Here is a 24,725-nt window from a genome sequence, read left to right as displayed (position 1 = left end):
GCTTTATGATAGACTATCTCTAAGGAGGAATGAATATGAAAACAATGCTTATCGTACACGATGTCGAAGAATACCGTTCCGCAATTGAAGAAGTTGCCGAAGGATTCCATGTAATTATTGAAAAAGACCAAAGCAAATGGAAAAACTACGTGGAAAAAGCAGAAGTTATGCTCGGTTGGAGAAAAGAGATGAATGTTGAAGAATTTAAGAACCTTCGCTTTTTACAAAGCTGGAGCGCTGGTGTTGATACACTTCCACTTCCACAACTTAAAGAAAAGAAGGTTTTACTTTCTACAGCAAGCGGCGTTCACGCTTATCCTATTTCAGAAACTATTTTTGGACTTCTTTTATCTTTAACAAGAAAAATTCATACATATGTAAGAAATCAGCTTGAGAAAAAGTGGCATAATAGTGGATTGAGCTTAGAACTTCACGAGAAAACGATTGGCATCATTGGAATGGGCGCCATTGGTAAAGAAACGGCTAAAATCGCGAAAGCTTTTAATATGAAAACGCTAGGTCTTCGCCACTCAAGTAAAGAAGAAAAGTATATTGATGAAATGTATACAACAAAAGATCTCTCTTCTTTCTTGCCTCACTGTGATTATGTTGTGATTACACTTCCTCTCACTGAAGATACGCACGGAATGTTCGGTGAAGAGCAGTTTAAACAAATGAAAAACTCCGCATTTCTTGTGAATATTGGCAGAGGTGAGCTTGTTCATGAAAGAGAACTTATTCACGCTTTACAAAACGCGGAAATTGCAGGAGCTGGACTTGATGTTTTTGAACAAGAACCACTCGAAGAAAACAGTCCGCTTTGGGAGCTCCCAAACGTGATTGTGACTCCACATACTTCTGGCGCTACTGAATATTATGCGAAGAGAGTTGTAGAAGAGATTTTTCTTCCGAATGTAAAAGACTATCTCAGTGGAAAAACACCTTCTATTAATACAGTGGACTATGAAAAAGGCTACTAATTTCACAAAGAGGCGCTGTATTTCATCAAAAGTCTCTCTAAGCTTTTGATGGAATACACCTCTAATAGCGAACTTTTTTTAATTTTTCTCCATTATCATTATCTTCTTCCCTATTATTTTCTTCTTCATGAAATTCGACAGTATTTTGTCCTGTAATATAATCAAATGGCGTATAGTGGCTTTTAGAAACCGTACGTTTTAAAATAAAAAATTTGTAGCATGCAACCAAAATAATCAAAATAAAAACCATTGTAAAAGTAAGAAACACCAGAGATAAAAAAAGCAACGAGCTTCCCCTCCTCTGTTTTTATACGTTTTCTTCACTTTGTTGGTTTCAATAAAATCGACTAAATAAAAATTATGGATGAACAAAAAAGGAAGATAAATACTAGAAAGATTCATTGAATTTTGTATACGTTTTCTTTCTCCTCTATTCATCTTCTTTTTTATGTGCTATAGTTTTTATAATTACATTATTAGTAGTAGAGAAGGGATTAAATCATGAATGGAACATACTCTCCATACATAACGTTCACGGAAAAGGAATGGTCTAAGCTTCGTTCTGTTACACCTTTTCCATTAACAAATGAAGAAGTCGAAAACTTCCGAGGCATTAATGATAAACTATCCGTCCGTGAAGTATCAAACATTTACTTACCGCTTTCTCGTCTTTTAAATCTTTATGTAAAAGCTTCTCAAATGCTTTTCAAAGGTACACACGACTTTCTTGGTAAACAAGGTAGTAAAGTACCTTACATTATCGGAATTGCCGGAAGTGTCGGCGTTGGGAAAAGCACAACAGCACGCGTTATTCAGGCGCTTTTGTCTCGCTGGCCTGAACATCCGCGCGTTGATCTTGTAACAACGGATGGCTTTTTATATCCTAAACATGTATTAGAAGAAAAAGGACTCATGCACCGCAAAGGTTTTCCTGAAAGCTATGATACAAAATATTTAATTGATTTTTTAACAGCTGTAAAATCTGGAGACCCACATGTGAATGCGCCCCTTTATTCACATGTGCTGTATGATAGAGTTCCAGATGAATATACTCATATTTCACAGCCTGACATTTTAATTTTGGAAGGCATTAACGTTCTCCAACAAATGCAAAATTTTGAGACTCCTCAGCTCTCCGTGTCTGATTTCTTTGATTTCTCGATTTATGTAGATGCTGATGAATCTGATATTTTCCGTTGGTATGTAGAACGTTTTAAAATCTTTTGTCAAACATCTTTTCAAAACCCAGATTCTTATTTTCATCGCTATGCAGGCCTTTCTGAAAAAGAAGCAACAAACATAGCAACAAACATTTGGAAAGATATTAACCAAAAGAACCTTCATGAGAATATTCTTCCAACCCGCTATCGGGCAGATCTTATCCTTCGTAAAGGACAAGATCATGGAGTAGAAAAAATCCGCATGAAGCAACTATAAAAAAGAGAGCCACTAAGAGTGGCTCTCTTTTCACATTTTCTTCTTTTTAAAAAGTTCTTTTTCTTTCCATTTTCCGTATCTGTAATAGAAATAGACAACGATACTGCTAATTAAAAAGCTAATGCCCATTCCAAGACCAATGCCCATCTCTCCAAAAAAAGACGATAAACCATATGTTAGTGGATAGCGTAGCACCCAAAGGGAAACAACATTTAAAAGTAAAATTTGAATCATAGCTCCCGAAGCCCGGACAACTCCGTTTAAAATAAAATTAATCCCAAGGAGCGGATAAAAAAAGGCGATAATTTGGAGGTACTCTCCGCCAAACTTAATAGCACTCTCGTCATTTGTAAAAAGACTAACAGCTTCATGAGCAAAGAAGAAAATGATAACAGAAACAACAAGCATGATGACCAAGTTGTATAAAACGCCATACCGAGCAATTTTATGCACTCGATCCCACTTTGAAACGCCTATGTTTTGACCAGCCATACTGCTAACAGCTGTACCAAGAGCCATTGCTGGAAGCATTAGCAACGAATCCAGACGCTGTGCTGCCCCAAAACCAGCTACAGTATGCTCTCCAAAACTTGTCACAACGCTCATAATGGCCATTACTCCTGAAGAAATCACCATCATTTGCAGTCCTGCAGGAATGCCAAGTTTTAAAATAAGCAGTATTTCTTCCTTTTGAGGTAAACTTGGCTTTGTGAATGGAGCAAGCTTTTTCCTAATCATTAAAGCTAGTCCATACAGAAAAGCAAACGCTTGTGAAATAAGGGTTGCATATGCAGCTCCTTCTATTCCAAAATGAAACTGTATAATAAACAACGGCACAAGCACTGTATTAAGAAGAACCGCAATACATACAAACTTTAATGGTGTTCGGCTATCTCCTAATGCTCGTAAAACGGTTGCGATAAAATTATAGCCAAACAAAAAGAGAATACCAACAAAGTTAATCTTTAAGTATAACGTAGCTTCATCAACCATTGATGGCGGCGTTCCTAGCATCATTAAAATTGGATGAGCTAAGAAATAACCAACAACTCCAAGCACAAATGCTAAACATGTAAGCGTAACAACAAAGGCATTTAAATAGTTTTTTAAGCCTTCTTCATTTCCTTTCCCTTTTTGCTGAGATAAAATGGTTAATGAAGCATTATTTACACCTATGACAAATGATAAGATCGTAAAAATCACGGTACCTGATACTGCAACAGCTCCAAGCGCCTGAGCCCCTAGCAAATTACCAACCCACAAACTATCAATAAACTGATAAGACGTCTGAAGCAAGTTTGTTAGTAAAATGGGGGTTGAGAACCATAACATTTGCTTAAATATATTTCCCTCTGTAAAGTCATACCGTGCCATATTCATCCTCCCCCTTTTTATTGTCTTTCCCTATTATGCCAAAAAGAAGAAGGTAATTCATGCTATTTGACTTCACATTTTTTAATACATTTAAAAAGGAGCGTAAAGATGATTCATTCATTAAAAGTTGGGCGAGCAAACGTGTTCGTCATTCAAGAAGAAAAAACAATTATCGTTGATACAGGGGCCCCTAAGAAAAGCACTTTTTTACTTCAATCTCTCTACAAACTTGGCGTAACGAAAAACAGCGTATCCCTTATTCTTTTAACACATGATCATCTTGATCATTTTGGTAATATCAATGAGATAAAGAGCGTATTTAATGCACCCGTAGCCATTCACAGAAAAGATGTAGGCACCTTAGAAAAAGGACAAGACTCCTATTTAAAGCCGACCCGAAAACGGGGAGCCCTTATCAAACCATTTTTGCACGGTAAAATTAAAGGAACATCGCCTGATATTATGATAGATACTACGCTTTCACTTAAGCCTTTTGGTGTAAATGGAAAAGTTGTTCATACTCCTGGTCATACAGACGGTTTCCTCTCTGTTATTTTAAAAAATAAGGAAATGATTATAGGGGATTTTTTAATGGATGGACACATTGGTGGCCTTTTTCTTCCTCATAAACCGAGACACCATTACTTTGCTCATAATATGGATGCTGTTCAAAAAAGTATTCAACGTTTGATTCATGAGAAACCAAGTAAAATCTATGTTGGCCACGGTGGTCCTCTAACTTTTCAAGACATTCAAAAGCAGGAATTTTAACTTCTTCTCCTTAAAATGAACATGCTTTTGAGGAAGAAACATGGATAAATGAGCAAAAACAAATTCACTCCCCACCACATGATGTCAAAGTCTTTTCTTACACTCCAAAAGCTAAGTGCCATAAGTCCTGCACAAAAAGTAAGAAGAAGAGAACAAAAAGCAAAAGCTTCCCATTTCCTATTGTTTCTTCTATATAGAGCTAAGCTTATAAACCCCGTAATTGAAATAAGGATATCTAGTGGAAAGAACGACCAATTCCATGCTACAAGAATGGGATTCTCGTAATCTTTGAATGCATAGTGAAGAGGAATCAAATTAAAAAACGCGAGCAACCAATAAAGAACAAAACCGATATCTGTAACGAGAAAAAAATAAGGAAGAGATCTCATCTGTTTTCCACAACTTTCTCATCTTTATAAGCTTCATGCTCGCTTGATGTGATGTTTAGCGTTATGACTCCAATCAAAATAAAAAGAATAGCGATAACTTTTACTATGCTTATTTCTTCTTTAAAATATAGAAAGCCGACCCCTGTAATAAGGACAATCCCCATTCCAGACCAAATAGCATAAGCAATTGAAATTTCTATGTTTTTTAAGGCAAGTGTTAAAAAAGTAAGACTTCCTCCATAAAATAAGAGCATAAGGAGGCTAAGCCCCCATTTCTCTAACCCATTTGTTAGTTTCATTGTTACAGTTCCTGCGAGCTCCAAAATAATCGCTATACTTAAATATATCCAATGCAACATTCTCTCCTCCTAAGCTTTAATTCCGTTCATTAAAATCTCCACAATCTGTTGAAGAAGCTCCCCTAGCGTAAGATTATGTTCGTGCAAGGAAGTATAAGCATTATTAAAAGCTCCAATGTACATTTCAATAAAAAGCGGAATCGATATGTCCTTAAGAATTCCTTCATCTTTTGCTTGTTCTAATAAATGTGTTATGATGTTCCACTCTTCTTTTAAAAATAGATGAACTTTTTCCCATTGATCATAGTGATACCTTTTTAGTTCAAGAAGGAGTCTTGCATCCATTGCTTCCCCTTCTGCTGGAACGCAAACAAGTAACAGTTTGATTTTCTCTATGAGAGGAAGTGTTGTATCTAACGCTATTTTCTCCTCCTTTACTTTTATTTCCGCCAAAAAGCAGTCCACAATCTTATTGATAAGATGGTTTTTAGAAGGAAAATGTTCATATAACGTTCGCTTGCTTACAGATAGTTCAGTAGCAAGCTCATTCATTGTAAATTTTACTCCTTTTAATTTTAAAAGTTTTGTTGCTTCCTCCATTATTCTATTTTCCATATTTTCCACCTCCTAAAACTAATGGTACCATAAAAGTTTTTTTAGTACCATTCGTTTTTTCCACTCTTTTCCTAATTAAACACTGCACAATCTTCTGAATATTAAAAGGGTTTTTAGACGCCGTGTCGAATGAGATAAGGGAAGAAATATTTATAAGGAGGAATCTTAGTTGACAGAAAATGGCGAAGTGAAAGATTGTAAAGTGAAGGCGTTGCGTAACAAGCTCGCTAAGCTTATGTCTCTCTCTGCAGATGCTTTATACTACTTGAAAATTTCGTATAATCATCTCTATCCATCCGCTGTATCTATTTCAAGCAGACAAGTTGCTCTCGAACTATTAAGTAGAGCATATCGACTTAAGGAAACAATAGAAGATACATATTATTACTTCCTTTCTGAAAAGAACAAAAGGTTGCTTGAAGCGTTTATTCAAAAATTTGAAATGTTTGATCATGAGTTTTTGGATTCATTTGCAGTTGAGGATACAATGCATCATACTCGTCAATATCATAAAGAACTTGAAGATCTTTATATGACCTTATCACACGAAATCTATGCTGAAGCTTCTGTATAATGGATTTTAACTGTTACCTATACGTCCTCTTTTAGCCTTTCTTATTTTTCGCTATACCTTCCAACTTTTTTGGAAATCCTCTTGTTTTTTCCATCTCATTTTATACTTTGACTACCAGAGGAGAAAGTGCAGGTGTTGTTCTTGATTTTAGTTAGTTCATGTTTAGCAGGTATAGAGTGCCGGTATGACGGCACTCATCGTTTAAAAGAGAAAATACGTTCTTTAGTAGAAGAAAAAAAAGCGGTTACCGTCTGTCCTGAACTCCTAGGTGGATTTTCCACACCCCGACAATCTGCAGAAATTGTTGGTGGAACTGGTAAAGACGTTTTGGCTGGAGACGCAAAAGTTATTGAAAAGTCAGGAAGAGATGTGACAGATCTCTATGTAAAAGGTGCTTATAAAACACTAGAAATGGCCTTAAAACTCCAGGTAACTCATGTTGTCTTAAAACAGTTTAGTCCATCATGTGGAAGCAAATCTATATACAACGGAACGTTCACCGGCGAGAGAATACAAGGAGAAGGTGTAACAAGTGCTCTATTAAGCAAAGCGGGTATTATCGTGCTAAGTGAAGAAGATCTTTACTACTTATAAAACTTCTTCATAAAGCTCAAGCGGTAATCCATCCGGATCTTTGAAAAAAGTAAATCGTTTATTTGTAATTTCATCCACTCTTACAGGTTCCGTTTGAACGCCATGTTTGTTTAAATGTTTTATACAAGTTTGTAAGTTTTCCACTTCAAAAGCAAGATGACGTAATCCTCTTGCCTCAGGATAGTTTGGACGCTCTGGCGCATTCTGAAAAGAGAACAGTTCAATTCTATCCTTTTTTCCTATTGCTAAGTCTAATTTAAAAGAGTCTCTCTCCTCCCGATAGCTTTCATGAATCATTTCACATCCTAACACATTCATATAAAAATCCTTAGATTTTTCATAGTCTGAGCAAATAATGGCTGCATGATGAATTCCTTTAATATTCATATGTTTCCTCTCTCTTTTTTTCTTTCATTATAACGATAAATCTCCTATCCTACATTGAGATTTATCATAATCCACAAAAAAAAATTTTCTTTTATACATATTTCTAAAAAATGGTGAAATTATATAAAAAAGGAGGTGATCTTTATGGCTAACAATCGTTCAAATGATTTACTTCGTGATGAAGCAAGACTTGCTATTGAACAAATGAAACATGAAATTGCTTCTGAATTTGGTGTAACACTAGGTGCTGATACTACTTCTCGCGCTAACGGTTCAGTTGGTGGAGAAATTACAAAACGCTTAATTCAAATGGCTGAACAAAAATTAGGCGGATCAACTTACCACTAGAGGGACGTTTTTTATCCCTCTTTTTCTTCTTAGAACATCTAAAATAGTTTTCATTTACCTTCCCCCTTATATTTAGACAAGAGCTTAATACTTTTTTGTTCTGTTGGTTCTCGTTATTTCGCGAATGAACAAGCTGGAGGAAATGTTATGATTGAAACAGAGCGCTTGCAGCTCGTCTCATTTAAAAGTTCCTATGCTCAAGCAGTTTTGAAAGGTCGCTCACATTTAGAAAAACTTTTTCCTTATGCTATCTCTCCTCAGTGGCCAAATGCAAACTACTCTCTTCTTCTTCCTATCATTGCTCTAGATGTTCTTAATCATCCTTTTAAACAACAGTGGAATAGATTCATTGTACACAAGAAACAAAGGCTGCTTGTTGGACAAATAAGCTGTTACGAGTATCCTGGTCAAAAGGGTTATGTTGAGATTGGGTACGGAGTTGTTACAGACTACAGAGGATATGGGTATGGAAGTGAGGTTGTAAAAGCATTTATTTCATGGCTCTTTTCACAGGAAAATATATATAAAATAGTTGCTGAATGTGTGATAGAAAATAAAGCATCAGCAAGAGTGCTTGAAAAATGCGGGTTCTGTAATACTAGCAACAGTGGTGAACGAACATACTGGGAGCTTATCAGACAAAAAAGAAACGTAAAATCATTCTAACAACAAAACCGTACTTTTCATCTTCTGAAAAGTACGGTTTTTGATTAGCTGTTTTGTTTTTTTAAGCGTTTATGAATCCAAATAGCCGCCTGTACTCCATCTCCTAAAGCAATAGCTACCTGCTGAGAATGAGCAACTAAATCCCCAATTGCCCACACGTTTTCTATATTTGTTTCTTTCGTACGTGGATCAACAATAACATGTCCCTTTTTTTCATGTTCAACTCCCAGCATAAGGGCGAGCTCATTATGAATTTTATTTCCAACAAAAGCTAAAAAAGCGCGTTCCATTTCTATTTTCTCTCCTGACTTTAAAAGAGCTGATTTGATTATTCCATTTTCTTCTTTAATAGATGCTACACTACCAGAGAGAATAGAAATGTTATGTTCGTGGAGAGTTTTTTGCATTTCTAGATCGAGTTCTTTACCATGATTAATATATGTAATGGGTTGATCAAAGTATGCAAGTTCTAATGAGAGTGAAGCTCCAGCCTTTCCAGCCCCTAATACGGCTGTTTTCTTTCCAATAATTTCGTACCCATCACAATCTGGACAAACATATATACTTTTTCCTAGGCAAGCTTTTAAAGAAGAAACAGGCGGAAAATGATCGCGAAGCCCTGTCGCTAATAGGAGTGTTTTTCCAACAAAAGTGTTTTTCTCTGTGCGTACTTCAAAGATTTGTTTTTTTACAACAGAAACAGCTTTTTCCTCTTCAAAAGCAACTCCGTATGATAAGGCTTGCTTTCGACCTAGCTTCCTTAACGTTTCACCGCTTACTCCTTGTGGCCACCCTAATAAATTATGATATCCTTTGCATAATGTTGAACGACCTTCACTTGTATCAAGAACAAGAATTTTATAGCGATATCTTCCAAGCTGAATGGCAGCTTGAAGACCAGCAATTCCCCCACCTACAATGATACAGTCATATACCATTATATTATCCCTCCTCTATTGTTTATTAACGTTCATTAATAGGGAACAAATTATACATAAAAAAGACTTCTGCTATATACAGAAGCCTTTTTTACTTATTTTTTTTGCTTTAGAAGTAAATAAACAAAATATGGAGCACCAATCAGTGCAGAGACAATTCCTGCTGGGAGACCGTTTGGCTCGATAATATTTCGACCAATTGTATCGGCTACAAAAAGTAGCCATCCTCCTAAGACAATTGCAAGTGGAATAAACATTCTACTTCTTGGTCCAACGAGCGTTTTCGCAATATGTGGAGCCATAAGGCCAATAAATGAAATTCCCCCTGTAACAGAGACAGCTGATGCAGCTAGTGCTACAGAAGCTAACAGCAGAATAACTCTCTCTTTTTCAATTCTCAGTCCTACTCCTATTGCAACTGATTCACTTAATGTTAAAACATCAAGTTTGTTTGCTTTGTACATTGTAAATGGAATAAGAATAATAACCCATGGAAGCAGCGCTAAAACAAAAGGCCAATCTGTTCCCCAAATGTTACCGTTAATCCATTTAGCAATAAAGTCTACTTTTTCCCGTCCTGCAGATGAAATAAGCACAATCATCAGCCCTGAAAGAGCAAATGAAAAACCAACTCCAACGAGCACAAGCCGAACAGGCTGTAAGCCAGACGAACGATCATAAGAGAAAAAGTAAATAAGCAATACGGTTACAAGCGCTCCGATGAAAGCAGCTAGTGGAAGCATATAAATAAATGAGCCAGCTTCAATTGGTAAAAATAAAAAGAAAAGAGCTACAGCTACACCTGCGCCTGAATTAATACCAATAATACCAGGTTCCGCTAAATCATTCCTTGTAATCGTTTGTAAAATAGAGCCTGATAACGCAAGAGCCATTCCCGCTAAAATAGTTATGCAAATGCGTGGAAGTCTAATAGAAAATAAGATAAATTCTTCTTTAAATGTTCCATCTCCTAAAAATACAGGAAGAAGACGATTGTACGACAGAGAAGAAGAACCTATACCAAGACAAATAAAAATAGTAATCAAAAGAACAAGCACAAACAAGCTAAACAAAAAGCGCTGCTTTTTTTGCAAAGATGGTGAAATCATAAGTACTTCCCTCCTCCTTTACGAACAATAAATAGAAAGAAGGGTAATCCTATTACAGTTACAACAGCAGTTACAGGCGTTTCATAAGGAGCACTAATCGTCCGCCCAATCAAATCGGCAAGGACAAGGAAAGCAGCTCCCACAACAGCTGATATTGGCAAAATAAACCTGTAATCTGTCCCAACAATCGTTCGAACGATGTGAGGAACCATAAGGCCAATGAACACCATGTTCCCTACTAGTGATACAGCTGCACCTGCTAATAAAATAATGACGATAAAAAGAAGCGCTTTAATAAGCCCAATCTTTTGCCCTAATCCAACAGCTACCTCTTCACTAAGGCTTAAAATCGTAAGCTGTTTAGATAGTAGAAGAGAAAGAAGAATACCAATTATCACAACGGGAGCCATAAATTTTATCTGTGTCCACGTTGTTCCAATCATTCCTCCTGAAGTCCACATTGAGACATCTTTTGATGTTTTAAAATAAAGGCTTACTCCTTCTGCAACAGCATATAGGAAAGCAGAAACGGCAGCACCTGCTAAAACAATACGAAGAGGTGAAAAACGACCTCCTTTAACAGAGCCGATTCCAAATACAATAATAGACCCGACAGCAGCTCCAATAAAGCAAGCAATCATTGTTCCCATATAGCTTGCGCCCGGAATAAAAGCAACGGCTATCGCAAGGGCTGCGTTCGCTCCTGCTGTTAATCCTAAAAGGCCAGGATCTGCGAGCGGGTTTCTCGTTAACCCTTGCATAATCGCTCCTGCCACAGCAAGGGCACTTCCAACAAGAACAGCTGCTACTTCGCGCGGCAACCTAATTTCACGAAGCATTGTAATTTGCTCACTTTTTACATCTGAAGTAAAAGCAAGCCAAACGTCCTTAATGGTCGTTTCTGCTGCTCCAAATACACAGCCTGCTATAAATATGCCAATTAAAATGATAATACAAACAATCATTTTATATGTAAAAGCAATACGTCCCCTTTTCTTATTCATGATATCCTCTCATATCTTTTTTATTTTATGTATGACAACAACTAAAAAAAGCTCTTTTAATTGATAACCTTTATCAATGTTATACTTGTTCTTTTTCCTTGTCAATATGATTTAGGATTGTAAAAAAAGCAAAAAAGGTGTACTATTTAATTGATAATGATAATCAATACTATTGGTTTTTTAAAAGGAGTGCACAACATATGGGTGAAAAAGAACTCTTTGACGTAACAATTATTGGAGGCGGACCAGCTGGGCTTTACTCAGCTTTTTATAGCGGACTTCGCGAAATGAAAACAAAAATTATTGAATACCAGCCAGTATTAGGTGGAAAAGTGCATGTCTATCCAGAAAAAATGATTTGGGACATTGGTGGACTTACTCCTGTTCCTGGAGCGAAATTAATTGAGCAACTTATTGAACAAGGATTAACGTTTGATCCTACTGTTGTGCTGTCTGAAAAAATTATTTCTATTTCAAAGAATGAAGAAGGATTTTTTGTGCTAAAAGCAGCTTCAGGAAACGAGCATATTTCAAAAACAGTAATCGTTGCCGTTGGAGGCGGTATTTTAAATCCTCAGAAATTAGACATTCAAGGCGCAGAGCGTTTTGAAGTTTCAAATTTAAACTATACTGTAAAGTCTCTGCAGCGTTTCAAAGATAAAACCGTTATTATTTCTGGAGGCGGAAATTCAGCTGTAGACTGGGCAAATGAGCTTGAGCCAATTGCTAAAAAAGTGTATGTTACATACCGAAAAGAATCACTAACAGGACATGAAGCACAAGTTAAACAACTACTAAACAGCTCTGCTCAGTGCTTTTTCAATACATCTATTACAAAGCTCATTGCTTCAGATACACAAGATACAGTTGAACACGTTGAGTTAACTGACCATAAAACAGGTGAAATAACTACTGTTTCCATTGACGAAGTTATCATTAATCATGGCTATGAACGAGATCAAGCTCTCCTCAAAAATAGCGATCTTAATGTTGATATTGCAAAAGACTACTTTATTTCAGGAACTTCAAACAGCGAATCTTCTATTGAAGGACTTTATGCTGCTGGAGATATTCTCCATCATGAGGGAAAACTGCATTTAATTGCTGGAGCATTTCAAGATGCAGCAAACGCTGTTAACAAAGCAAAATTGTTTATTGAACCAACCGCTCATAAAAGTGCAATGGTATCTTCTCATAATGAAATATTTAAAAAACGAAACAAAGAACTTGTAAAACAACTTGTAAAATAGGTTTTTCATTTAAAAAAGGTGAAAAAGAGCTCTTCTTGCTTTTTCACCTTTTTTCTTATTCTTGTTTTTTTTCGTTTCGATAAATATGACTTTCTTCAGTTGCACGGAAGTCGCCTTCTTTGTGATGATGAATTTCACATTGACTTACTGTTGCTTCTCCTTCATCAACAGCAAAAATACCAAATTTGTTCGCGTTGTGAAGAAAAGATTTTTTTAGAGATAAAAAGCCCTTTGTTGCAACCCCTGCATTTGAACCTTGTTGATTATAAATCTCACAATGAATTACTTCACACGTTCCTTCCCTTTCAACGAACAACCCATGCTGTGCACCGTCATAGATAGCGCTATGCTCCATTGAAAGGTAGCTTCCTTCCCTTACAACAACGCCATCCCATTCATGAGCACAAATTTTCGAGTGTGAAACAAGTACTTTCGACCATTCGTTAACGAGAACTCCTTCTTGCTCTCCATCGTAAATATGACAATCTTCTATTGTAACTACAGATCTTTTTTCAACTTGAACATTTGCCGCTTCATTTTTATAAATATGACATTTTTTTAAATGTACATTCGCTGATCTTGTTGCCCATATGCCATTTTCCCGACTTTCATAGCTTTCAGAATGTGAAAGCGTAACATGGCTGTTCAACCTTGAATGAATATTTGAATAACCGTTTTTAAATAAGCGACAACGATAGAAAAAAGCCGAGCTTTCTTCCTTAATCCAAAGACCATTTTGTTCACTATTGTAAACAGAGCATTCACTTGCCGTTATGCTTCCTTTTTCTCTTATTTTAATATTTGCATAGTGATTATGATGAATATCACATCTCTCAAGCGTGCCTTCTCCCTTTTTTTCAAGGAGAAGTCCGTTTTGTTTACTATCATAAATTTGCGAATCACTCATACTTATATGGCCCTTCTCCGAAACCGAAACATTATGACCTTTATTGCTATAAACAGAGGATTCTTTTAAAAACGCTTCACCTCGCTGCGTAATAAAAATTCCTTCATATACGCTATGATGAATACGGCAACGAGTGGCACGAAATGTACTATCTGATAGAACCGCAATATTAGAATGAAGATGTTCGTAAATATCACTGTGCTCAATCCAAACATGACCGTTGTTTTCTACGACAATTCCCCGGGTTTTTCCTTCAAAAATTTTGGATGAATAAATATCCCCTCTAGCTTCATCTGTTACAACAAGATTTGTATTCTCATTCTGAAAAATTTTAGAGGAGCGAATAGATACAATGCTTTCTTCACTCGCATACACACCTGTTTGCTTGCTTCCCCAAATACGGCAGTTTTCAAAGGAAGGATGTGCCCCATTATCTGCAACAACATTTGAACCCTTATTGTGATAAATAGAACAATTCTCAAATCGACTTTTTGCATTGCTTGTCAGATGTGCTCCAACTCCATTACAGAAATAAAGCTGACAGTTTTTAAAAAATGGGTTTGCTTCTATTCCAGCAACTTTTATACCGTAAGCTGTTTCAGATATGAAATGACAATTTTCAAAAACACTCTCTCCAGCTAAGACCACAACTCCAAAATCGCTTTGTTTCTTTTCTGTACCGCGGTAAAAGGTTATATTTTGGATTTTTGCTTTTTTCGCATAGACAGACGCAACTGGCGTTAAAATATTACAAACAATTACTTCAGAGGGATGTCCATGTCCAACAAGGGAGATTTCTTTGTCAATCTTAAGAGGGACATTTTCATAATATATACCAGGTTCAATGATAATTTTGGTTCCATTGTCTGCATTGGCAATTGCCTCACTAACAGACCTAAAAGAATCAGAAGATGTCTTGGACACCAAAAGAACGTTTTCGTTAATCATGAAAGCCACCTCACAACTCATCAATTTTTAATTACATTCTACTTTTTTGATCTTATTTTACACTCTTATTTCTCTCCAACTATATTCACGTGTGCAAGGTGGTGATTTCCATGCCATGCATATAGAGCAAGAGCTTCGTATAATGTTAGCGTTTCTTCTGTTTCAGGATGTCTAAACGTTCGCCCGTAATCTTCTTTAGTCATCCTTTCTAGAAGGGTTACCCAGCGTCTATGAAGTGCTTGTAGAAGAAGCAAAGATTCATGCACTTCTGCTTTATAATCTGAAAGTTCTGCCCACTTTCCTTCATCATACGGACGAATTGTCGGATTTTCTTCTGTTAACGCTAGCTTAAATCGGATAAAACTGTTCATGTGACTGTCTGCCACATGATGCACAACTTGGCGAATCGTCCAACCACCATCACGATATGCTTTATCAAGTGCTCTTTCTTCAAGAGATTCAACAGCTTTTGTTAGTCGCTCTGGCAAGTTTTTTATTTCATCTATGTAAGATTTCTTATCTTCTTGAGTGAACGCACTTGGCTTAACAAATGTTCCAATTGGATAACGTCTTTTCATTTCCTTTCCCTCCCAATGCTTATACGTAAACGTCTTCATCGATAAAATTTATTTTTATGTTCTCGCTGTATTACAGCTTATTTTCCTTTTTCTGGATCGGTACTTCTTTTTCAATAAGCTCTGCTAGTATTCTAAGTCCCTTCTCCATTTCTTCTAATGAAGCATAAGAATATGAAAGACGCAGCGATGTCCGATCTAATCTGTCGTATATATGTCCAGGGGTAATTAAAATACCTTTTTCGACTCCTTTTTTAAATAACTTATCAAAGTTCAAACGAAAGTGAAACACAATCCATATATAAAATCCGCCTTTTGGTATGGTCCATGTAGCAAGATGTGAAAAATAGCATTCTAGAAGAAATTTCATAAAATCCCTTCTTTTTTTTAACACCTTTCGTACATATGCGCTATGTTCTTCATATTGTTCGCTTAACATCCACCTTCTAGCAACATATTGTGAAACTGTACTTGATCCATAGTCTGTTTGCATCTTTGTATCTGCTAAACGTTCAATAACTCCCTCTTGTCCAACAACCCATCCTATCCTTAGCCCTGGACTTACTAACTTGGACATCGTTCCTAAATAAAGAACTTGTCCACTTTTATCATAGCTCTTAAGCGGAAGAGGAGGCTTTTCATCAATCCATAAATCTTCATATGCTGAATCTTCAATTATAGGAAGCCCCATGCGAATGCTGTTTTCAACAAGTGCTTTTCTTTCGTCTTCACCCATTAAAGCTCCTGTTGGATTATGAAACGTTGGGTTCACATAAAACAGGGAAAGATCAAAACGATTTTTTAACTGTTCCACTTTTTCAATTGATAGAGGTTTGTTCATGCTTCTTTCGATTCCAATTAATTTGATTCCAGCAGACTGAAGCGCATTTACTGAATATAAATAAGAAGGACGTTCTACTAAAATACGGGCTGATCTTTCTAATAAGCTAAGTGACAGAAGTTGGATAGCTTGAAGGGCTCCTGAAACGATTAAAATAGAAGACGGTGTTGTATAAATTCCTTTTTCTCGCAATCGTTTGCTAATCGCTTCTCTTAACTGCAAATCCCCTTTAGGCTCAGAGTAGCCGAGATGAAAGTCTGTTTCATCTGCGGAACTCATTAACTGTTGAAAAAGCTTTTTCGGAAGTAAATCCGCGCTTAATTCTCCTGTTCCTAACCGAATCAGATCTTTTTCAAATTCATATTGATTAATCTTCTGAATAAAAGGCTGATTTGGATAGTGACTCCCTTTTTCAATATATGCGGTCCAATTTGGCAAAGGTGATTGCTTCTCCCATTTTCCATATGTGACCTTTGTTCCTCCCCCATACTCTCCTTCGACATATCCTTCCGCTATTAGATTTTGAAGAGCGGAGACAATTGTACTCCTATTCACATTAAACCGAGAGGCAAGATCCCGCTGTGAAGGGATTTTTGTATCATATCCCCATTCTCCTCTTTCAATTTTCTCTTTCATATAGTCTGTAATTTGCTTATATAGCGGTTTCTCTTCATAACGATTTGGCTTCCAATCCAAAAATCCACCACCTCCTTTCTTTATTTTAGCATTTGGTTGGGTTAATGCCCTCTTAAATGGATGGGGACAAGAGCTTTTTCTTTTACTATTCTATAGAAAGACCATAAAGAAAAGGTGAGAAAATGATGATTGAAGCATTTATTCATGGAGTTTTTTTAGCTTTAGGGCTTATTTTGCCACTTGGAGTTCAAAATGTATTTATTTTTAATCAAGGAGGAAGTCAACCCTCTTTAAAAAAAGCTTTCCCTTCTGTCATTACTGCTTCAGTATGTGATACAGTCCTTATTTTAACTTCTGTTTTGGGCCTTTCCATCTTGTTATTGCAAGTCCCTTTTTTAAAAACTGTGCTTTATAGCTGTGGAATTATCTTTTTAACTTATATGGGATGGACAATTTGGCAAACAAAGCAGCAAGAGAGCGAAAAAACAGAGGCTTTATCTTCAAAAAAACAGATAAGCTTTGCCCTTTCCGTTTCTCTTCTTAACCCTCATGCTCTTTTAGATACAGTTGGAGTTATTGGTTCTAACTCGCTTCTTTATAGCGGAGAAAATAAAATCTGGTTTACGCTTGCTGCTATTTTAGTTTCATGGGTATGGTTTTTCTTTCTGGCTGTTGCAGGTCGTTTTGTCCAAACCATTGATTCCTCTGGAAAAACCGTCTACCTATTAAATAAAAGTGCCGCACTTATCATTTGGGGGATTGTTATTTATATGATTATATATTCTTTCTAAGCGTAGGACGTTTAGTTTTCTCTGATTGTGGTATTTTTTATGTAACACTGAAAATGAAGGAGAGATATCATGGCTACAACTGAACTAACAAATGAACAAGAGCAACAGCTTAATGAAGGCATTTCACATCTTTCATTTACAGATGAACAACAAAGCGTCATCAATGCAAAAAAACAAACACCACTTGAGCACAAAGAAAGTCATGGAACAATACAGCCAGCAACAAATCTCTCTGTTGATAAAAAAGAACTGTTAGAAGCGGTCAGCAATACTGCAAAACAGCTGCCAGATGCGTTAAGTTCTGCTTTTGGTCAAGATTCTTTTATTAAAACAGTTGAAGAACACTTTGAGGAATATGAAACAGTTGGAGATGTTCTTTCAGCAGCCGTTAAAAAACAGCATGTTTCAGATGATGAGAAAGAACAAGCTTTAGTTCTAGACTATATTGCTTTTTCATTACCTCTTTAGAATATGAGCGCAGGAGATTTCCTGCGCTTATTCATATTCTAGAAATTCAAGGCGGTTACCGAAAGGGTCACGAACGAAAAAACGCGTTCTTCCTGCAATTGGACGATCTTCCTTTATCTCAATTCCCTGCTCCTTGAGATGATTTCTTAACTCTTCTATATTTTGAATAACGAACGCAGGATGAGCTTTAACTGGCGGTGTGAACGGATCTTCAATGCCAATATGAATTTCCTGTGTTCCTATCACAAACCAGCATCCCCCACTACTTTTAACACTTGACGGCTTTGGAATTTCCTTCAAACCTAAAACTCCATTGTAAAAGCGCCTTGCTTTTTCTTCACACCCTTTTGGCCCTGTAAGTTGAACGTGGTCAATACGAGAAAATGAAAATAGCATATGTACCCTTCTTTCTTTTTCAGCTCTCTTTATTGTAATCAAAAAGAAGAAGCACGCCTAGAGTAAAGTACACGATTAATCATCATCTTTTTTCTTTTTCTTCTCGTCACTATCATCACTGTCACCTTGGTAATCGTCCATATTTAATTCTTTGTTCTCTTTCTTCTCGTTTTCTTTTTCCTGTTTTGATTCTTCCCCTTTTCCGTCTTTTTGTTCATTTTCTTCTTTCCGGTTTGATGTAGAAGGATCCCCTTTACTAGGAGCACATGCTTGTAAAGTTAAAGTTGAGAAAACAAACACAAGTAAGAAAAGCCATTTTTTCATTTTCCATCTCTCCAAATCAATGTATTTATGAAATAGCCTTCCCTACTGAAGCAGAAATACTAATTCTTCTTAATTTAAACATCAAAAAAGCCCTAGAAATTTAGGGCTTCTGTTATTTACAGAGAGACTTTAAATGCTGCTCAATAATACTCTCAAGCTTCTCTGTTGAAAATTCTGTTTTCTGTAAGACGGCATGAAGAGCAAGTCCATCAAGAAGAGCAAAAAGTCGCTCAACTTCATATTCTTCATCAAGGTTGTCCCTTAACAGTTTTAGTTTTTTTAGAGCATCAATAACACTTGCTGCTCCAAACTTGATTCCTTTATACACTTCGTCACTCGCTTCTTTCAACGAATCGTCTGACAAAGATTTAATAATAAAGGCCATCCATACCTCCATTTCGACTTCTTTTTCTTTTGTAGTTGGTAGAAACTGCAGGAGAAATTCTTTCATTACTCTAAAAGGTTCTCCTTCAAAAGACATAGAGTGAATTCGTTCATTCACTCGCTCTGATACTAAGTTCATTGCAAATGTCAGCAAACTAGCTTGAGAAGGAAAATAATGACGAATCGAACCAACAGAAAAGCCGGATTGTTTCGCAATGTTGCGAATCGAAGCTTGCTCCATTCCTTTTGTTCGGATTACTTCCCATGCTGCTGCTGCGATTTTTTCACGTTGTTTTTGATGATCGACGATTTTTGGCATAACTTTATTATAACATATTTACTTTTTTAATACACATGTGCTATATTGTTTTTAACACAACTGTATTAAAAAAGGGAGACAGGTATATGATTGGATTTTTCATTGTCTTATGTGAGATTAGCTTTTGGATATTTATCTTAGGAGGTCTTTTCCTAAGATATAAATGGAGGAAAAAAAAGCTAAGTATTATCGTTCTTTCCTGTACACCGCTTATTGACCTTTTATTACTTATTTTCACTTACATTGATTTAAAAAATGGCGCTATCGCTACTTCTCTACATGGATTAGCAGCTGTTTACATTGGCGTAAGTCTTATTTATGGTCATAGTATGATTCAGTGGGCTGATAAACAGTTTTCTTATCGATTTATGAAAAAGCAAAAGCCTGAAAAGAGACGCCTTTATGGAAAAGAGCATGCTTCATTTGAAAGACATGGTTTTTACAAGCATGCTGCTTCATTTCTCGTTAGCTCTCTTTTTATCCTTTCCCTCATCTTTTTTATAGGAAATAACAGTCAAACAGCCGGGCTTGCTTCTCTCCTAAAATATTGGGGAATCATCCTGCTCATTGATTTCTTTATTAGCTTTAGCTACACCGTTTGGCCACGTCAAAAACCTCGTTCGAAGAGGATATCTCAATGAAGCGATTAGAATCTCTTGATATACTGCGTGGGTTAGCCATTATTGGAACGCTCGGCACAAATATTTGGCTCTTTTCCTCGTTTGGAGATACGAGCGTACTTTTTGGAAATGATGAAGAGTTTTGGAAGACAGCAAACGGCATTCTTCAAGCATTTGTGCTCTTCCTTGTAAACGGAAAGTTTCTTGGGATGCTTACACTCCTTTTCGGTGCTGGTTTAGAACTAAAACGAAAAAGAGCACTGAAACGAGGTGAACGCTGGCCTGGACTTTATCTTTGGTCTTGCTTTCTACTTTTAATAGAAGGCTACGTTCATTATCTTCTTGTTATGGAATATGACATTTTGATGAGCTATGCCGTAACAGCGATCATTGTCTCATTTGTTGTCACAAAAAGTGATCGCACACTCAAAAGAGTAATGATTAGCGCAGGAAGCCTTCACTTTTTAATGGTAGTCTCTGTCTTCCTCCTTACATTACTTTCTCCGCCCCTTTCTGATGAAGTTAATCTAAATTTATATAGAGATGGTAGCTGGATTGATCAAATTATGTATCGTTTTGATTCTTTTTGGATTTACCGATCTGAGTCTATTTTCATTATTCCTCTTAACGTTTTTCTTTTTCTGCTTGGCAGAAAGCTTTTATGTCTTGGAGTTTTTGCTTTTGACGACAGTGGAAGAAGATGGAGAAAGAAGCTATTAAAGATTGGAATAGGAGCACTTCCGCTTAACTTTCTTCTTATAGTGCAAGGCGAGCTTTTTATGTTTCCTGTGCGTTATTTATTTGCTCCACTTCTTTCATTAGGCTATATTAGCCTTGTAATCATGTTATATGAAAGAAAGAAAAATCTTTTTTTCTTCAAAAGACTTTCCGAGATTGGGCGAACTGCTTTAAGCTGCTACATTTTACAAAATATACTTTCCTCTTATATATTTTATGGCTGGGGACTTGGTTTAGGTGGTAGAAATAACGCCTTTCTTACCGTTTCAGTTCTCCTTACCATTTCATGCCTCCTCGCTCTCTTCTCTAATGTCTGGCTTAGATTCTTTCCTAGAGGGCCTTTTGAATCTTGGTGGAGATGGCTTTCATACTTGCCTACTAAAAAAACGAACTAGAAATCTAGTTCGTTTTTTTAGTAGCCGTTAATAAGAGGGCTTCTCCTTTAAATGAATGAAGCTTCTCCTGTTCTATCACAATAGAGAAATAGCGTTTAATATCCGCGGAAGCATTCTTCATTTTGTCTTCTAATTCCTCCACTTTTTCAGGCGCTAACTTCATCATGTTGCACCATGTATAAAACTGAAACTCTTTCGGAAAAAGAGTAGCACTTTCTATTTTTAGCCCCTTTTTCTCAATAAGAGAAACCCACTCACTCTTTTTATAAGCTCGAACATGGCTCGGATCACGGAATTTTTCAATGTTATTATAAAACTTATCATACGCTTCTTGCTCAGGTGCCACATTATCAATAAGGACAAACACCCCTCCTGGAGTAAGCACTCGCTGTACTTCAGAAATAAAAGCTTCAACATTGGAAAAATGGTGTGGTGCAATACGACAAGTAACAGCAGTGAACGTGCTATCTTCAAAAGGAAGGTTCTCAGCATCTCCACAAACAAACGAAACATTTCTATGTCCATTTTTATTTAAAAATGATTCTGCTTTTTGAAGCATTTCTTCTGTAAGATCAAGAGCTACTACTTTTTTAAAAAGAGGGGCGAGTTTATTCACAACATGTCCTCCCCCTGTTGCAATATCAAGAAGGTAAGAACAGTCTTGTCTTTTTATAATTTGTTCCACTTCATTTAAATCTTGCCCTTTTGCATGTGTTGGACTTTTAATATATTGTTCAGCATTTTCCCCAAACTGTCTTCGCACAACATCTTTATTGTCCATAAACTTCTCTCCATTCTTTCACCAAGTTATAATCTGAATCTTCTATAAAGAACGGGGTTCTTTAGTCACTAGAGTTTCATCATCTCTTTTAATCCTATGCGCCCTCTCCACCATAAATTTCTTCGTTCTTTTGAAAAGTGCCCTAAGGATAAGGACAGGCGCCGTTTTCACTCCTCTTTTTCTTCATATTATAAAACATGGCTACTTTAAAAGATATTCAAAAACCTTATGACGCTGCATTTAGTTTAGGGCATAATTGTTTTCCTGCAATCTACTTACGTAATCATAATCTACGCCCTTTTGCAGGGGTGCTAGATTGGATGATTAGCTTTTCATTAAGTGAGGTGAACAAGCTTTTAGAAAATCGTTTTGCTAACTTTCTCAAGAAAGAAAATCTAACGTTTGAATCTTATTTTGCAAACGGTCTAACTCTTAAAATTCGTGACAACCTTTATAATATTGATTCAGTACACGACTTTTTAGCGAAAAACAATACACCAACATCTTGGCCAGAATATGATGAAGTATATGCCAAATACAAGCGACGTGCTGAACGTTTCCTAGATACGCTTGAGAAAAGTGACGATCTTCTCTTTGTAAGACTTGGAGGCACATATGAAGACGCAAGACGACTTGAAAGCGTTCTTGCAAGTTTAGTGAAGGGAAACTTCAAAGTACTGTTAGTCATAAATGGAGAGGTAGAAGATTTTACAGAATTACAGTGGAATTTGGCTCATACTTGCGTTCTTCAGTATCCTATTTTTGATATGGATACGCTTCGTGATGAAGTAAAATGGACGAAACTTTTTGATGGAATGTCATTAAAATAATTTTTTGAAAAAAGGTTTAAGTGTCATTATAGCGGGTATAAAAATAATGAACATCGATATATCTGATATTTCCCCCTAAAAAATATTAGATATTGCGCCCTCTCCAAGTTTTCTTGGAGATTTTTTTTTTCAAAAAAAAAGAAGTCTTTCAAGTTGAAAGGCTTCTTATCTTCTATTTCAGGGGATGGGAGTCACAAAACAAAGGGGTTTATATTGTGACTATTACCTTTTCTATTATAAAAGCTAATTAGAGACTTTTTCCACTTTTTATAATTTCGTTTTTCTTACAAAAGTTTATCACCATCTTTGGTGTGACTTCTCTTCTACTTTTGTCCGTCTTTTAAATTTTTTTCAAAGACGGACAAAAAATGACGAATAAGTGCGAATTCTGTATTAGAAAAATACGGTGGTTTTTCCACCATGAATAGGAGGAATTTTTATGATTCATCTTCTTTGGGCAGCTATTGCTATTATAGTTGCGACAGTTGCTTTTCAACTGTTTTTTATTTTTCCGAAATCGTCGTCCTCCATTCAAAAATGGGTGTTGCGTTTGATTGGTGTAGGCATGATTTCTGGACTTTTGGTTGTTTGTCATTTGATTATATAAAAAAAAACGAATCCCGCGGTGGAATTCGTTTTTTATGTATAAGAGCCAATAAGTTCAGTATGCAAAATTGTGTTTACCAATTGTTCGGATAACTTTTCTAGAGAAAATCCACGTATTTGTTGAATCGACAGGGTTGTAATAATAAGTCGCTCCATAAGAAGGATCCCATCCCTTGTAAGCAGCCTTCACTGCCTGATAAGCAGTTGCATTTGGTGAAAGATAATATTGTCCATCATTCACAGCTGTAAATGCATTTTGTTGGGTAATCACAGATGCGACACTGCTTGGAAATTCTGGAGAATGAACTCTGTTTATCACTACAGCCGCAACAGCAACTTGTCCCTCAAAAGATTCTCCTCGTGCCTCACCATATACAACATGCGCTATTTTTTCTACGTCTTCTAACTTTTGCAATGTCAATGGACCTGCAACTCCATCTATCCCAAGTCCAAAGTCTCGTTGAAAATTACTTACAGCGTTTCTCGTAATCTCTCCATTGTATCCCGTTGGTGTTGTATTAAAGTAGCCAAGTAAACTAAGTTTACGCTGAAGCTGCATAATATCAGCGTTTGTATCTATACTTGCAGCGCTTACTGTATTATCCGCTCCTAGAGGACTTGCGAACAAACTTAGCCCCATAGAAAGAGGAATAATCTTCTTTAGATGTCTCACCATCTCTCCTCCTTACAACTTAATTTTGAATTTGGAAGTCTTCTTGTCTATTAAAACACAGTTTTATGTAAAGCAACACTTTAAAATGTAAAGAAATCTAAAAAAGGTAAATTCTACTCATAAAAAAAAGCTACCTTATATAGAGCAAGGCATTCACTCATTTTGACCCATAAAAAAAGAAAGGGTTTCCCCTTTCTTTTATTTGGCTGCTAAAACGTCAGCAAATTCTTTTACATATGGAGGTAGATCAGGAGGTCTGCGGCTTGATACAATATGACCATCTGTTACAACAGGTTGATCATGCCAAACAGCTCCGGCATTTTCCATATCATCTTTAATACCTGGTGTACTTGTTACATTTACACCTTGTAAAATTTTAGCTGAAATAAGGACCCATCCAGCATGACAAATTTGACCGATTGGCTTTTTCGCTTCATCCATTTCTTTAATAATAGTAATAACTTCTTCATAGCGACGGAGCTTATCAGGAGCCCACCCTCCAGGAACTAACACAGCATCGTAGTCAGACGAGGCAACCTCTTTGAAGCTGTAGTCAGACTGAATAGGAACACCATATTTTCCTATGTACGTTTTATTGCTTTCCTCTCCTACAACATGAACGATTGCTCCTTCTTCACGCAGACGAAGAATTGGATACCAAAGTTCTAAATCTTCAAATTCATCACTAACAAGGGCAATTACTTTCTTATTTTGTAATCTCACATTTCCCACCTCCAGGCTTTAGTATAACATTGTCT

At 36.4% G+C, this 24,725-nt stretch carries 32 protein-coding genes; 14 read left to right on the top strand and 18 right to left on the bottom strand.

Annotated features, from left to right (window positions below; translation table 11 throughout):
• Positions 1-29 precede the first annotated feature (29 nt).
• Entirely contained in the window at positions 30-980 is a 951-nt protein-coding gene (locus MOC86_RS14405) for a D-2-hydroxyacid dehydrogenase (protein ID WP_268584779.1), read from the top strand.
• A gap of 61 nt (positions 981-1,041) precedes the next feature.
• Here the strand turns inward: MOC86_RS14405 and MOC86_RS14400 are convergent, their stop codons facing one another.
• A complete protein-coding gene (locus MOC86_RS14400; RefSeq protein WP_268584778.1) occupies positions 1,042-1,266 on the bottom strand; it encodes a DUF3951 domain-containing protein in 225 nt (74 codons plus the stop codon).
• A 215-nt stretch (positions 1,267-1,481) separates the two neighbouring features.
• Here MOC86_RS14400 and coaA point away from each other — a divergent pair, with 215 nt between their 5' ends.
• On the top strand, positions 1,482-2,417 hold the full coding sequence (gene coaA, locus MOC86_RS14395; RefSeq protein WP_268584777.1) for a type I pantothenate kinase: 936 nt from the start codon (positions 1,482-1,484) through the stop codon (positions 2,415-2,417).
• A 30-nt stretch (positions 2,418-2,447) separates the two neighbouring features.
• Here the strand turns inward: coaA and MOC86_RS14390 are convergent, their stop codons facing one another.
• Positions 2,448-3,791 (bottom strand): MATE family efflux transporter, encoded by a 1,344-nt coding sequence (locus tag MOC86_RS14390; protein WP_268584776.1) that lies wholly within the window; start codon positions 3,789-3,791, stop codon positions 2,448-2,450.
• 108 nt (positions 3,792-3,899) lie between these two features.
• Between MOC86_RS14390 and MOC86_RS14385 the strand changes: the two genes are divergently transcribed.
• Positions 3,900-4,562: an MBL fold metallo-hydrolase gene (locus MOC86_RS14385; protein WP_268584775.1), complete on the top strand. Its 663-nt coding sequence runs from the start codon at positions 3,900-3,902 to the stop codon at positions 4,560-4,562.
• On the opposite strand, the gene MOC86_RS14380 is transcribed toward MOC86_RS14385, so the two are convergent.
• The 3 genes from MOC86_RS14380 to MOC86_RS14370 are packed head-to-tail and all read right to left on the bottom strand — an operon-like array spanning position 4,559 to position 5,865.
• Positions 4,559-4,951 (bottom strand): YvaD family protein, encoded by a 393-nt coding sequence (locus MOC86_RS14380; protein ID WP_268584774.1) that lies wholly within the window; start codon positions 4,949-4,951, stop codon positions 4,559-4,561. The two genes, MOC86_RS14385 and MOC86_RS14380, sit on opposite strands and share 4 nt — an antisense overlap.
• Positions 4,948-5,307, bottom strand: coding sequence for a DMT family transporter (locus MOC86_RS14375; RefSeq protein WP_268585080.1), 360 nt, complete (start codon positions 5,305-5,307; stop codon positions 4,948-4,950). Before MOC86_RS14375 ends, MOC86_RS14380 begins: the two co-directional genes overlap by 4 nt.
• Positions 5,308-5,319: 12 nt before the next feature.
• A complete protein-coding gene (locus tag MOC86_RS14370) occupies positions 5,320-5,865 on the bottom strand; it encodes a TetR/AcrR family transcriptional regulator (protein WP_268584773.1) in 546 nt (181 codons plus the stop codon).
• A 169-nt stretch (positions 5,866-6,034) separates the two neighbouring features.
• On the opposite strand from MOC86_RS14370, the gene MOC86_RS14365 reads away from it, so the two are divergent.
• Positions 6,035-6,439: a hypothetical protein gene (locus MOC86_RS14365; protein ID WP_019395326.1), complete on the top strand. Its 405-nt coding sequence runs from the start codon at positions 6,035-6,037 to the stop codon at positions 6,437-6,439.
• Between the two features lie 141 nt (positions 6,440-6,580).
• Positions 6,581-7,033, top strand: a complete 453-nt coding sequence (locus tag MOC86_RS14360; protein WP_268585079.1) for a DUF523 domain-containing protein — start codon at positions 6,581-6,583, stop codon at positions 7,031-7,033.
• Here the strand turns inward: MOC86_RS14360 and MOC86_RS14355 are convergent.
• On the bottom strand, positions 7,028-7,420 hold the full coding sequence (locus MOC86_RS14355; RefSeq protein ID WP_268584772.1) for a VOC family protein: 393 nt from the start codon (positions 7,418-7,420) through the stop codon (positions 7,028-7,030). The two genes, MOC86_RS14360 and MOC86_RS14355, sit on opposite strands and share 6 nt — an antisense overlap.
• Positions 7,421-7,564: 144 nt before the next feature.
• On the opposite strand from MOC86_RS14355, the gene MOC86_RS14350 reads away from it, so the two are divergent.
• Both MOC86_RS14350 and MOC86_RS14345 read left to right on the top strand, forming a co-directional pair.
• Positions 7,565-7,768 (top strand): alpha/beta-type small acid-soluble spore protein, encoded by a 204-nt coding sequence (locus MOC86_RS14350; protein WP_268584771.1) that lies wholly within the window; start codon positions 7,565-7,567, stop codon positions 7,766-7,768.
• Positions 7,769-7,915: 147 nt separating this feature from the next.
• Positions 7,916-8,434 carry a GNAT family N-acetyltransferase gene (locus MOC86_RS14345; RefSeq protein ID WP_268584770.1) on the top strand — a complete coding sequence of 173 codons (519 nt, stop codon included), beginning with the start codon at positions 7,916-7,918 and terminating at the stop codon, positions 8,432-8,434.
• A 44-nt stretch (positions 8,435-8,478) separates the two neighbouring features.
• Here the strand turns inward: MOC86_RS14345 and MOC86_RS14340 are convergent, their stop codons facing one another.
• From MOC86_RS14340 to MOC86_RS14330, 3 genes are all read right to left on the bottom strand, one after another.
• Entirely contained in the window at positions 8,479-9,372 is an 894-nt protein-coding gene (locus tag MOC86_RS14340; RefSeq protein WP_268584769.1) for an NAD(P)/FAD-dependent oxidoreductase, read from the bottom strand.
• 95 nt (positions 9,373-9,467) lie between these two features.
• A complete protein-coding gene (locus tag MOC86_RS14335) occupies positions 9,468-10,481 on the bottom strand; it encodes a FecCD family ABC transporter permease (RefSeq protein ID WP_268584768.1) in 1,014 nt (337 codons plus the stop codon).
• The gene (locus MOC86_RS14330; RefSeq protein ID WP_268584767.1) at positions 10,478-11,485 is read right to left on the bottom strand and encodes a FecCD family ABC transporter permease; all 1,008 of its coding nucleotides are present in this window, start codon (positions 11,483-11,485) and stop codon (positions 10,478-10,480) included. The genes MOC86_RS14335 and MOC86_RS14330 overlap by 4 nt, the downstream gene beginning before the upstream one ends.
• Positions 11,486-11,685: 200 nt before the next feature.
• Here MOC86_RS14330 and MOC86_RS14325 point away from each other — a divergent pair, with 200 nt between their 5' ends.
• Positions 11,686-12,735: an NAD(P)/FAD-dependent oxidoreductase gene (locus MOC86_RS14325; RefSeq protein WP_268584766.1), complete on the top strand. Its 1,050-nt coding sequence runs from the start codon at positions 11,686-11,688 to the stop codon at positions 12,733-12,735.
• 55 nt (positions 12,736-12,790) lie between these two features.
• On the opposite strand, the gene MOC86_RS14320 is transcribed toward MOC86_RS14325, so the two are convergent.
• From MOC86_RS14320 to MOC86_RS14310, 3 genes are all read right to left on the bottom strand, one after another.
• Complete coding sequence (locus MOC86_RS14320; protein ID WP_268584765.1) at positions 12,791-14,590, bottom strand: right-handed parallel beta-helix repeat-containing protein; 1,800 nt, start codon at positions 14,588-14,590, stop codon at positions 12,791-12,793.
• A 65-nt stretch (positions 14,591-14,655) separates the two neighbouring features.
• The gene (locus MOC86_RS14315) at positions 14,656-15,168 is read right to left on the bottom strand and encodes a YfiT family bacillithiol transferase (protein ID WP_268584764.1); all 513 of its coding nucleotides are present in this window, start codon (positions 15,166-15,168) and stop codon (positions 14,656-14,658) included.
• Between the two features lie 70 nt (positions 15,169-15,238).
• Entirely contained in the window at positions 15,239-16,702 is a 1,464-nt protein-coding gene (locus MOC86_RS14310) for a PLP-dependent aminotransferase family protein (protein ID WP_268584763.1), read from the bottom strand.
• A gap of 125 nt (positions 16,703-16,827) precedes the next feature.
• On the opposite strand from MOC86_RS14310, the gene MOC86_RS14305 reads away from it, so the two are divergent.
• Entirely contained in the window at positions 16,828-17,433 is a 606-nt protein-coding gene (locus tag MOC86_RS14305; RefSeq protein ID WP_268584762.1) for a LysE/ArgO family amino acid transporter, read from the top strand.
• 69 nt (positions 17,434-17,502) lie between these two features.
• Positions 17,503-17,901, top strand: a complete 399-nt coding sequence (locus tag MOC86_RS14300; protein ID WP_268584761.1) for a hypothetical protein — start codon at positions 17,503-17,505, stop codon at positions 17,899-17,901.
• A 27-nt stretch (positions 17,902-17,928) separates the two neighbouring features.
• Here the strand turns inward: MOC86_RS14300 and MOC86_RS14295 are convergent, their stop codons facing one another.
• From MOC86_RS14295 to MOC86_RS14285, 3 genes are all read right to left on the bottom strand, one after another.
• Positions 17,929-18,297, bottom strand: a complete 369-nt coding sequence (locus MOC86_RS14295; protein ID WP_268584760.1) for a VOC family protein — start codon at positions 18,295-18,297, stop codon at positions 17,929-17,931.
• Positions 18,298-18,372: 75 nt separating this feature from the next.
• A complete protein-coding gene (locus tag MOC86_RS14290; protein ID WP_268584759.1) occupies positions 18,373-18,621 on the bottom strand; it encodes a hypothetical protein in 249 nt (82 codons plus the stop codon).
• A 112-nt stretch (positions 18,622-18,733) separates the two neighbouring features.
• Positions 18,734-19,324 carry a TetR/AcrR family transcriptional regulator gene (locus MOC86_RS14285; protein WP_268584758.1) on the bottom strand — a complete coding sequence of 197 codons (591 nt, stop codon included), beginning with the start codon at positions 19,322-19,324 and terminating at the stop codon, positions 18,734-18,736.
• An 86-nt stretch (positions 19,325-19,410) separates the two neighbouring features.
• Between MOC86_RS14285 and MOC86_RS14280 the strand changes: the two genes are divergently transcribed.
• Both MOC86_RS14280 and MOC86_RS14275 read left to right on the top strand, forming a co-directional pair.
• On the top strand, positions 19,411-19,965 hold the full coding sequence (locus tag MOC86_RS14280; RefSeq protein WP_268584757.1) for a hypothetical protein: 555 nt from the start codon (positions 19,411-19,413) through the stop codon (positions 19,963-19,965).
• Positions 19,962-21,077 (top strand): DUF418 domain-containing protein, encoded by a 1,116-nt coding sequence (locus MOC86_RS14275; RefSeq protein ID WP_268584756.1) that lies wholly within the window; start codon positions 19,962-19,964, stop codon positions 21,075-21,077. Before MOC86_RS14280 ends, MOC86_RS14275 begins: the two co-directional genes overlap by 4 nt.
• Before the next feature lie 4 nt (positions 21,078-21,081).
• Here the strand turns inward: MOC86_RS14275 and MOC86_RS14270 are convergent, their stop codons facing one another.
• Positions 21,082-21,858, bottom strand: a complete 777-nt coding sequence (locus MOC86_RS14270; protein WP_268584755.1) for a class I SAM-dependent methyltransferase — start codon at positions 21,856-21,858, stop codon at positions 21,082-21,084.
• A gap of 197 nt (positions 21,859-22,055) precedes the next feature.
• On the opposite strand from MOC86_RS14270, the gene MOC86_RS14265 reads away from it, so the two are divergent.
• Entirely contained in the window at positions 22,056-22,688 is a 633-nt protein-coding gene (locus MOC86_RS14265) for a DUF1796 family putative cysteine peptidase (RefSeq protein WP_268584754.1), read from the top strand.
• A 439-nt stretch (positions 22,689-23,127) separates the two neighbouring features.
• Positions 23,128-23,295 (top strand): hypothetical protein, encoded by a 168-nt coding sequence (locus MOC86_RS14260; protein ID WP_243511745.1) that lies wholly within the window; start codon positions 23,128-23,130, stop codon positions 23,293-23,295.
• A 54-nt stretch (positions 23,296-23,349) separates the two neighbouring features.
• On the opposite strand, the gene MOC86_RS14255 is transcribed toward MOC86_RS14260, so the two are convergent.
• Entirely contained in the window at positions 23,350-23,967 is a 618-nt protein-coding gene (locus MOC86_RS14255) for a cell wall hydrolase (protein ID WP_419146642.1), read from the bottom strand.
• A gap of 198 nt (positions 23,968-24,165) precedes the next feature.
• Positions 24,166-24,690 (bottom strand): type 1 glutamine amidotransferase domain-containing protein, encoded by a 525-nt coding sequence (locus MOC86_RS14250; RefSeq protein ID WP_019395303.1) that lies wholly within the window; start codon positions 24,688-24,690, stop codon positions 24,166-24,168.
• Positions 24,691-24,725 lie beyond the last annotated feature (35 nt).

It is taken from the genome of Priestia endophytica (genome assembly GCF_026790145.1).
In the GTDB taxonomy this organism is placed as follows: Bacteria; Bacillota; Bacilli; order Bacillales; family Bacillaceae_H; genus Bacillus_I; species Bacillus_I endophytica_A.
This window is presented reverse-complemented; position numbering and strand designations above follow the sequence as displayed.

What these genes read in the sequence shown, in the direction of transcription:
- MOC86_RS14340 (WP_268584769.1), bottom strand. Translation starts at nt 9,372, where the DNA reads ATGGTATATGACTGTATCATTGTAGGTGGGGGAATTGCTGGTCTTCAA.
- MOC86_RS14355 (WP_268584772.1), bottom strand. Translation starts at nt 7,420, where the DNA reads ATGAATATTAAAGGAATTCATCATGCAGCCATTATTTGCTCAGACTAT.
- MOC86_RS14305 (WP_268584762.1), top strand. Translation starts at nt 16,828, where the DNA reads ATGATTGAAGCATTTATTCATGGAGTTTTTTTAGCTTTAGGGCTTATT.
- MOC86_RS14380 (WP_268584774.1), bottom strand. Translation starts at nt 4,951, where the DNA reads ATGAGATCTCTTCCTTATTTTTTTCTCGTTACAGATATCGGTTTTGTT.
- MOC86_RS14325 (WP_268584766.1), top strand. Translation starts at nt 11,686, where the DNA reads ATGGGTGAAAAAGAACTCTTTGACGTAACAATTATTGGAGGCGGACCA.
- MOC86_RS14270 (WP_268584755.1), bottom strand. Translation starts at nt 21,858, where the DNA reads ATGGACAATAAAGATGTTGTGCGAAGACAGTTTGGGGAAAATGCTGAA.
- MOC86_RS14300 (WP_268584761.1), top strand. Translation starts at nt 17,503, where the DNA reads ATGGCTACAACTGAACTAACAAATGAACAAGAGCAACAGCTTAATGAA.
- MOC86_RS14280 (WP_268584757.1), top strand. Translation starts at nt 19,411, where the DNA reads ATGATTGGATTTTTCATTGTCTTATGTGAGATTAGCTTTTGGATATTT.
- MOC86_RS14345 (WP_268584770.1), top strand. Translation starts at nt 7,916, where the DNA reads ATGATTGAAACAGAGCGCTTGCAGCTCGTCTCATTTAAAAGTTCCTAT.
- MOC86_RS14330 (WP_268584767.1), bottom strand. Translation starts at nt 11,485, where the DNA reads ATGAATAAGAAAAGGGGACGTATTGCTTTTACATATAAAATGATTGTT.
- MOC86_RS14260 (WP_243511745.1), top strand. Translation starts at nt 23,128, where the DNA reads ATGATTCATCTTCTTTGGGCAGCTATTGCTATTATAGTTGCGACAGTT.
- MOC86_RS14295 (WP_268584760.1), bottom strand. Translation starts at nt 18,297, where the DNA reads ATGCTATTTTCATTTTCTCGTATTGACCACGTTCAACTTACAGGGCCA.
- MOC86_RS14390 (WP_268584776.1), bottom strand. Translation starts at nt 3,791, where the DNA reads ATGGCACGGTATGACTTTACAGAGGGAAATATATTTAAGCAAATGTTA.
- MOC86_RS14290 (WP_268584759.1), bottom strand. Translation starts at nt 18,621, where the DNA reads ATGAAAAAATGGCTTTTCTTACTTGTGTTTGTTTTCTCAACTTTAACT.
- MOC86_RS14370 (WP_268584773.1), bottom strand. Translation starts at nt 5,865, where the DNA reads ATGGAAAATAGAATAATGGAGGAAGCAACAAAACTTTTAAAATTAAAA.
- MOC86_RS14350 (WP_268584771.1), top strand. Translation starts at nt 7,565, where the DNA reads ATGGCTAACAATCGTTCAAATGATTTACTTCGTGATGAAGCAAGACTT.
- coaA (WP_268584777.1), top strand. Translation starts at nt 1,482, where the DNA reads ATGAATGGAACATACTCTCCATACATAACGTTCACGGAAAAGGAATGG.
- MOC86_RS14320 (WP_268584765.1), bottom strand. Translation starts at nt 14,590, where the DNA reads ATGATTAACGAAAACGTTCTTTTGGTGTCCAAGACATCTTCTGATTCT.
- MOC86_RS14335 (WP_268584768.1), bottom strand. Translation starts at nt 10,481, where the DNA reads ATGATTTCACCATCTTTGCAAAAAAAGCAGCGCTTTTTGTTTAGCTTG.
- MOC86_RS14315 (WP_268584764.1), bottom strand. Translation starts at nt 15,168, where the DNA reads ATGAAAAGACGTTATCCAATTGGAACATTTGTTAAGCCAAGTGCGTTC.
- MOC86_RS14405 (WP_268584779.1), top strand. Translation starts at nt 30, where the DNA reads ATGAATATGAAAACAATGCTTATCGTACACGATGTCGAAGAATACCGT.
- MOC86_RS14385 (WP_268584775.1), top strand. Translation starts at nt 3,900, where the DNA reads ATGATTCATTCATTAAAAGTTGGGCGAGCAAACGTGTTCGTCATTCAA.
- MOC86_RS14265 (WP_268584754.1), top strand. Translation starts at nt 22,056, where the DNA reads ATGGCTACTTTAAAAGATATTCAAAAACCTTATGACGCTGCATTTAGT.
- MOC86_RS14275 (WP_268584756.1), top strand. Translation starts at nt 19,962, where the DNA reads ATGAAGCGATTAGAATCTCTTGATATACTGCGTGGGTTAGCCATTATT.
- MOC86_RS14285 (WP_268584758.1), bottom strand. Translation starts at nt 19,324, where the DNA reads ATGCCAAAAATCGTCGATCATCAAAAACAACGTGAAAAAATCGCAGCA.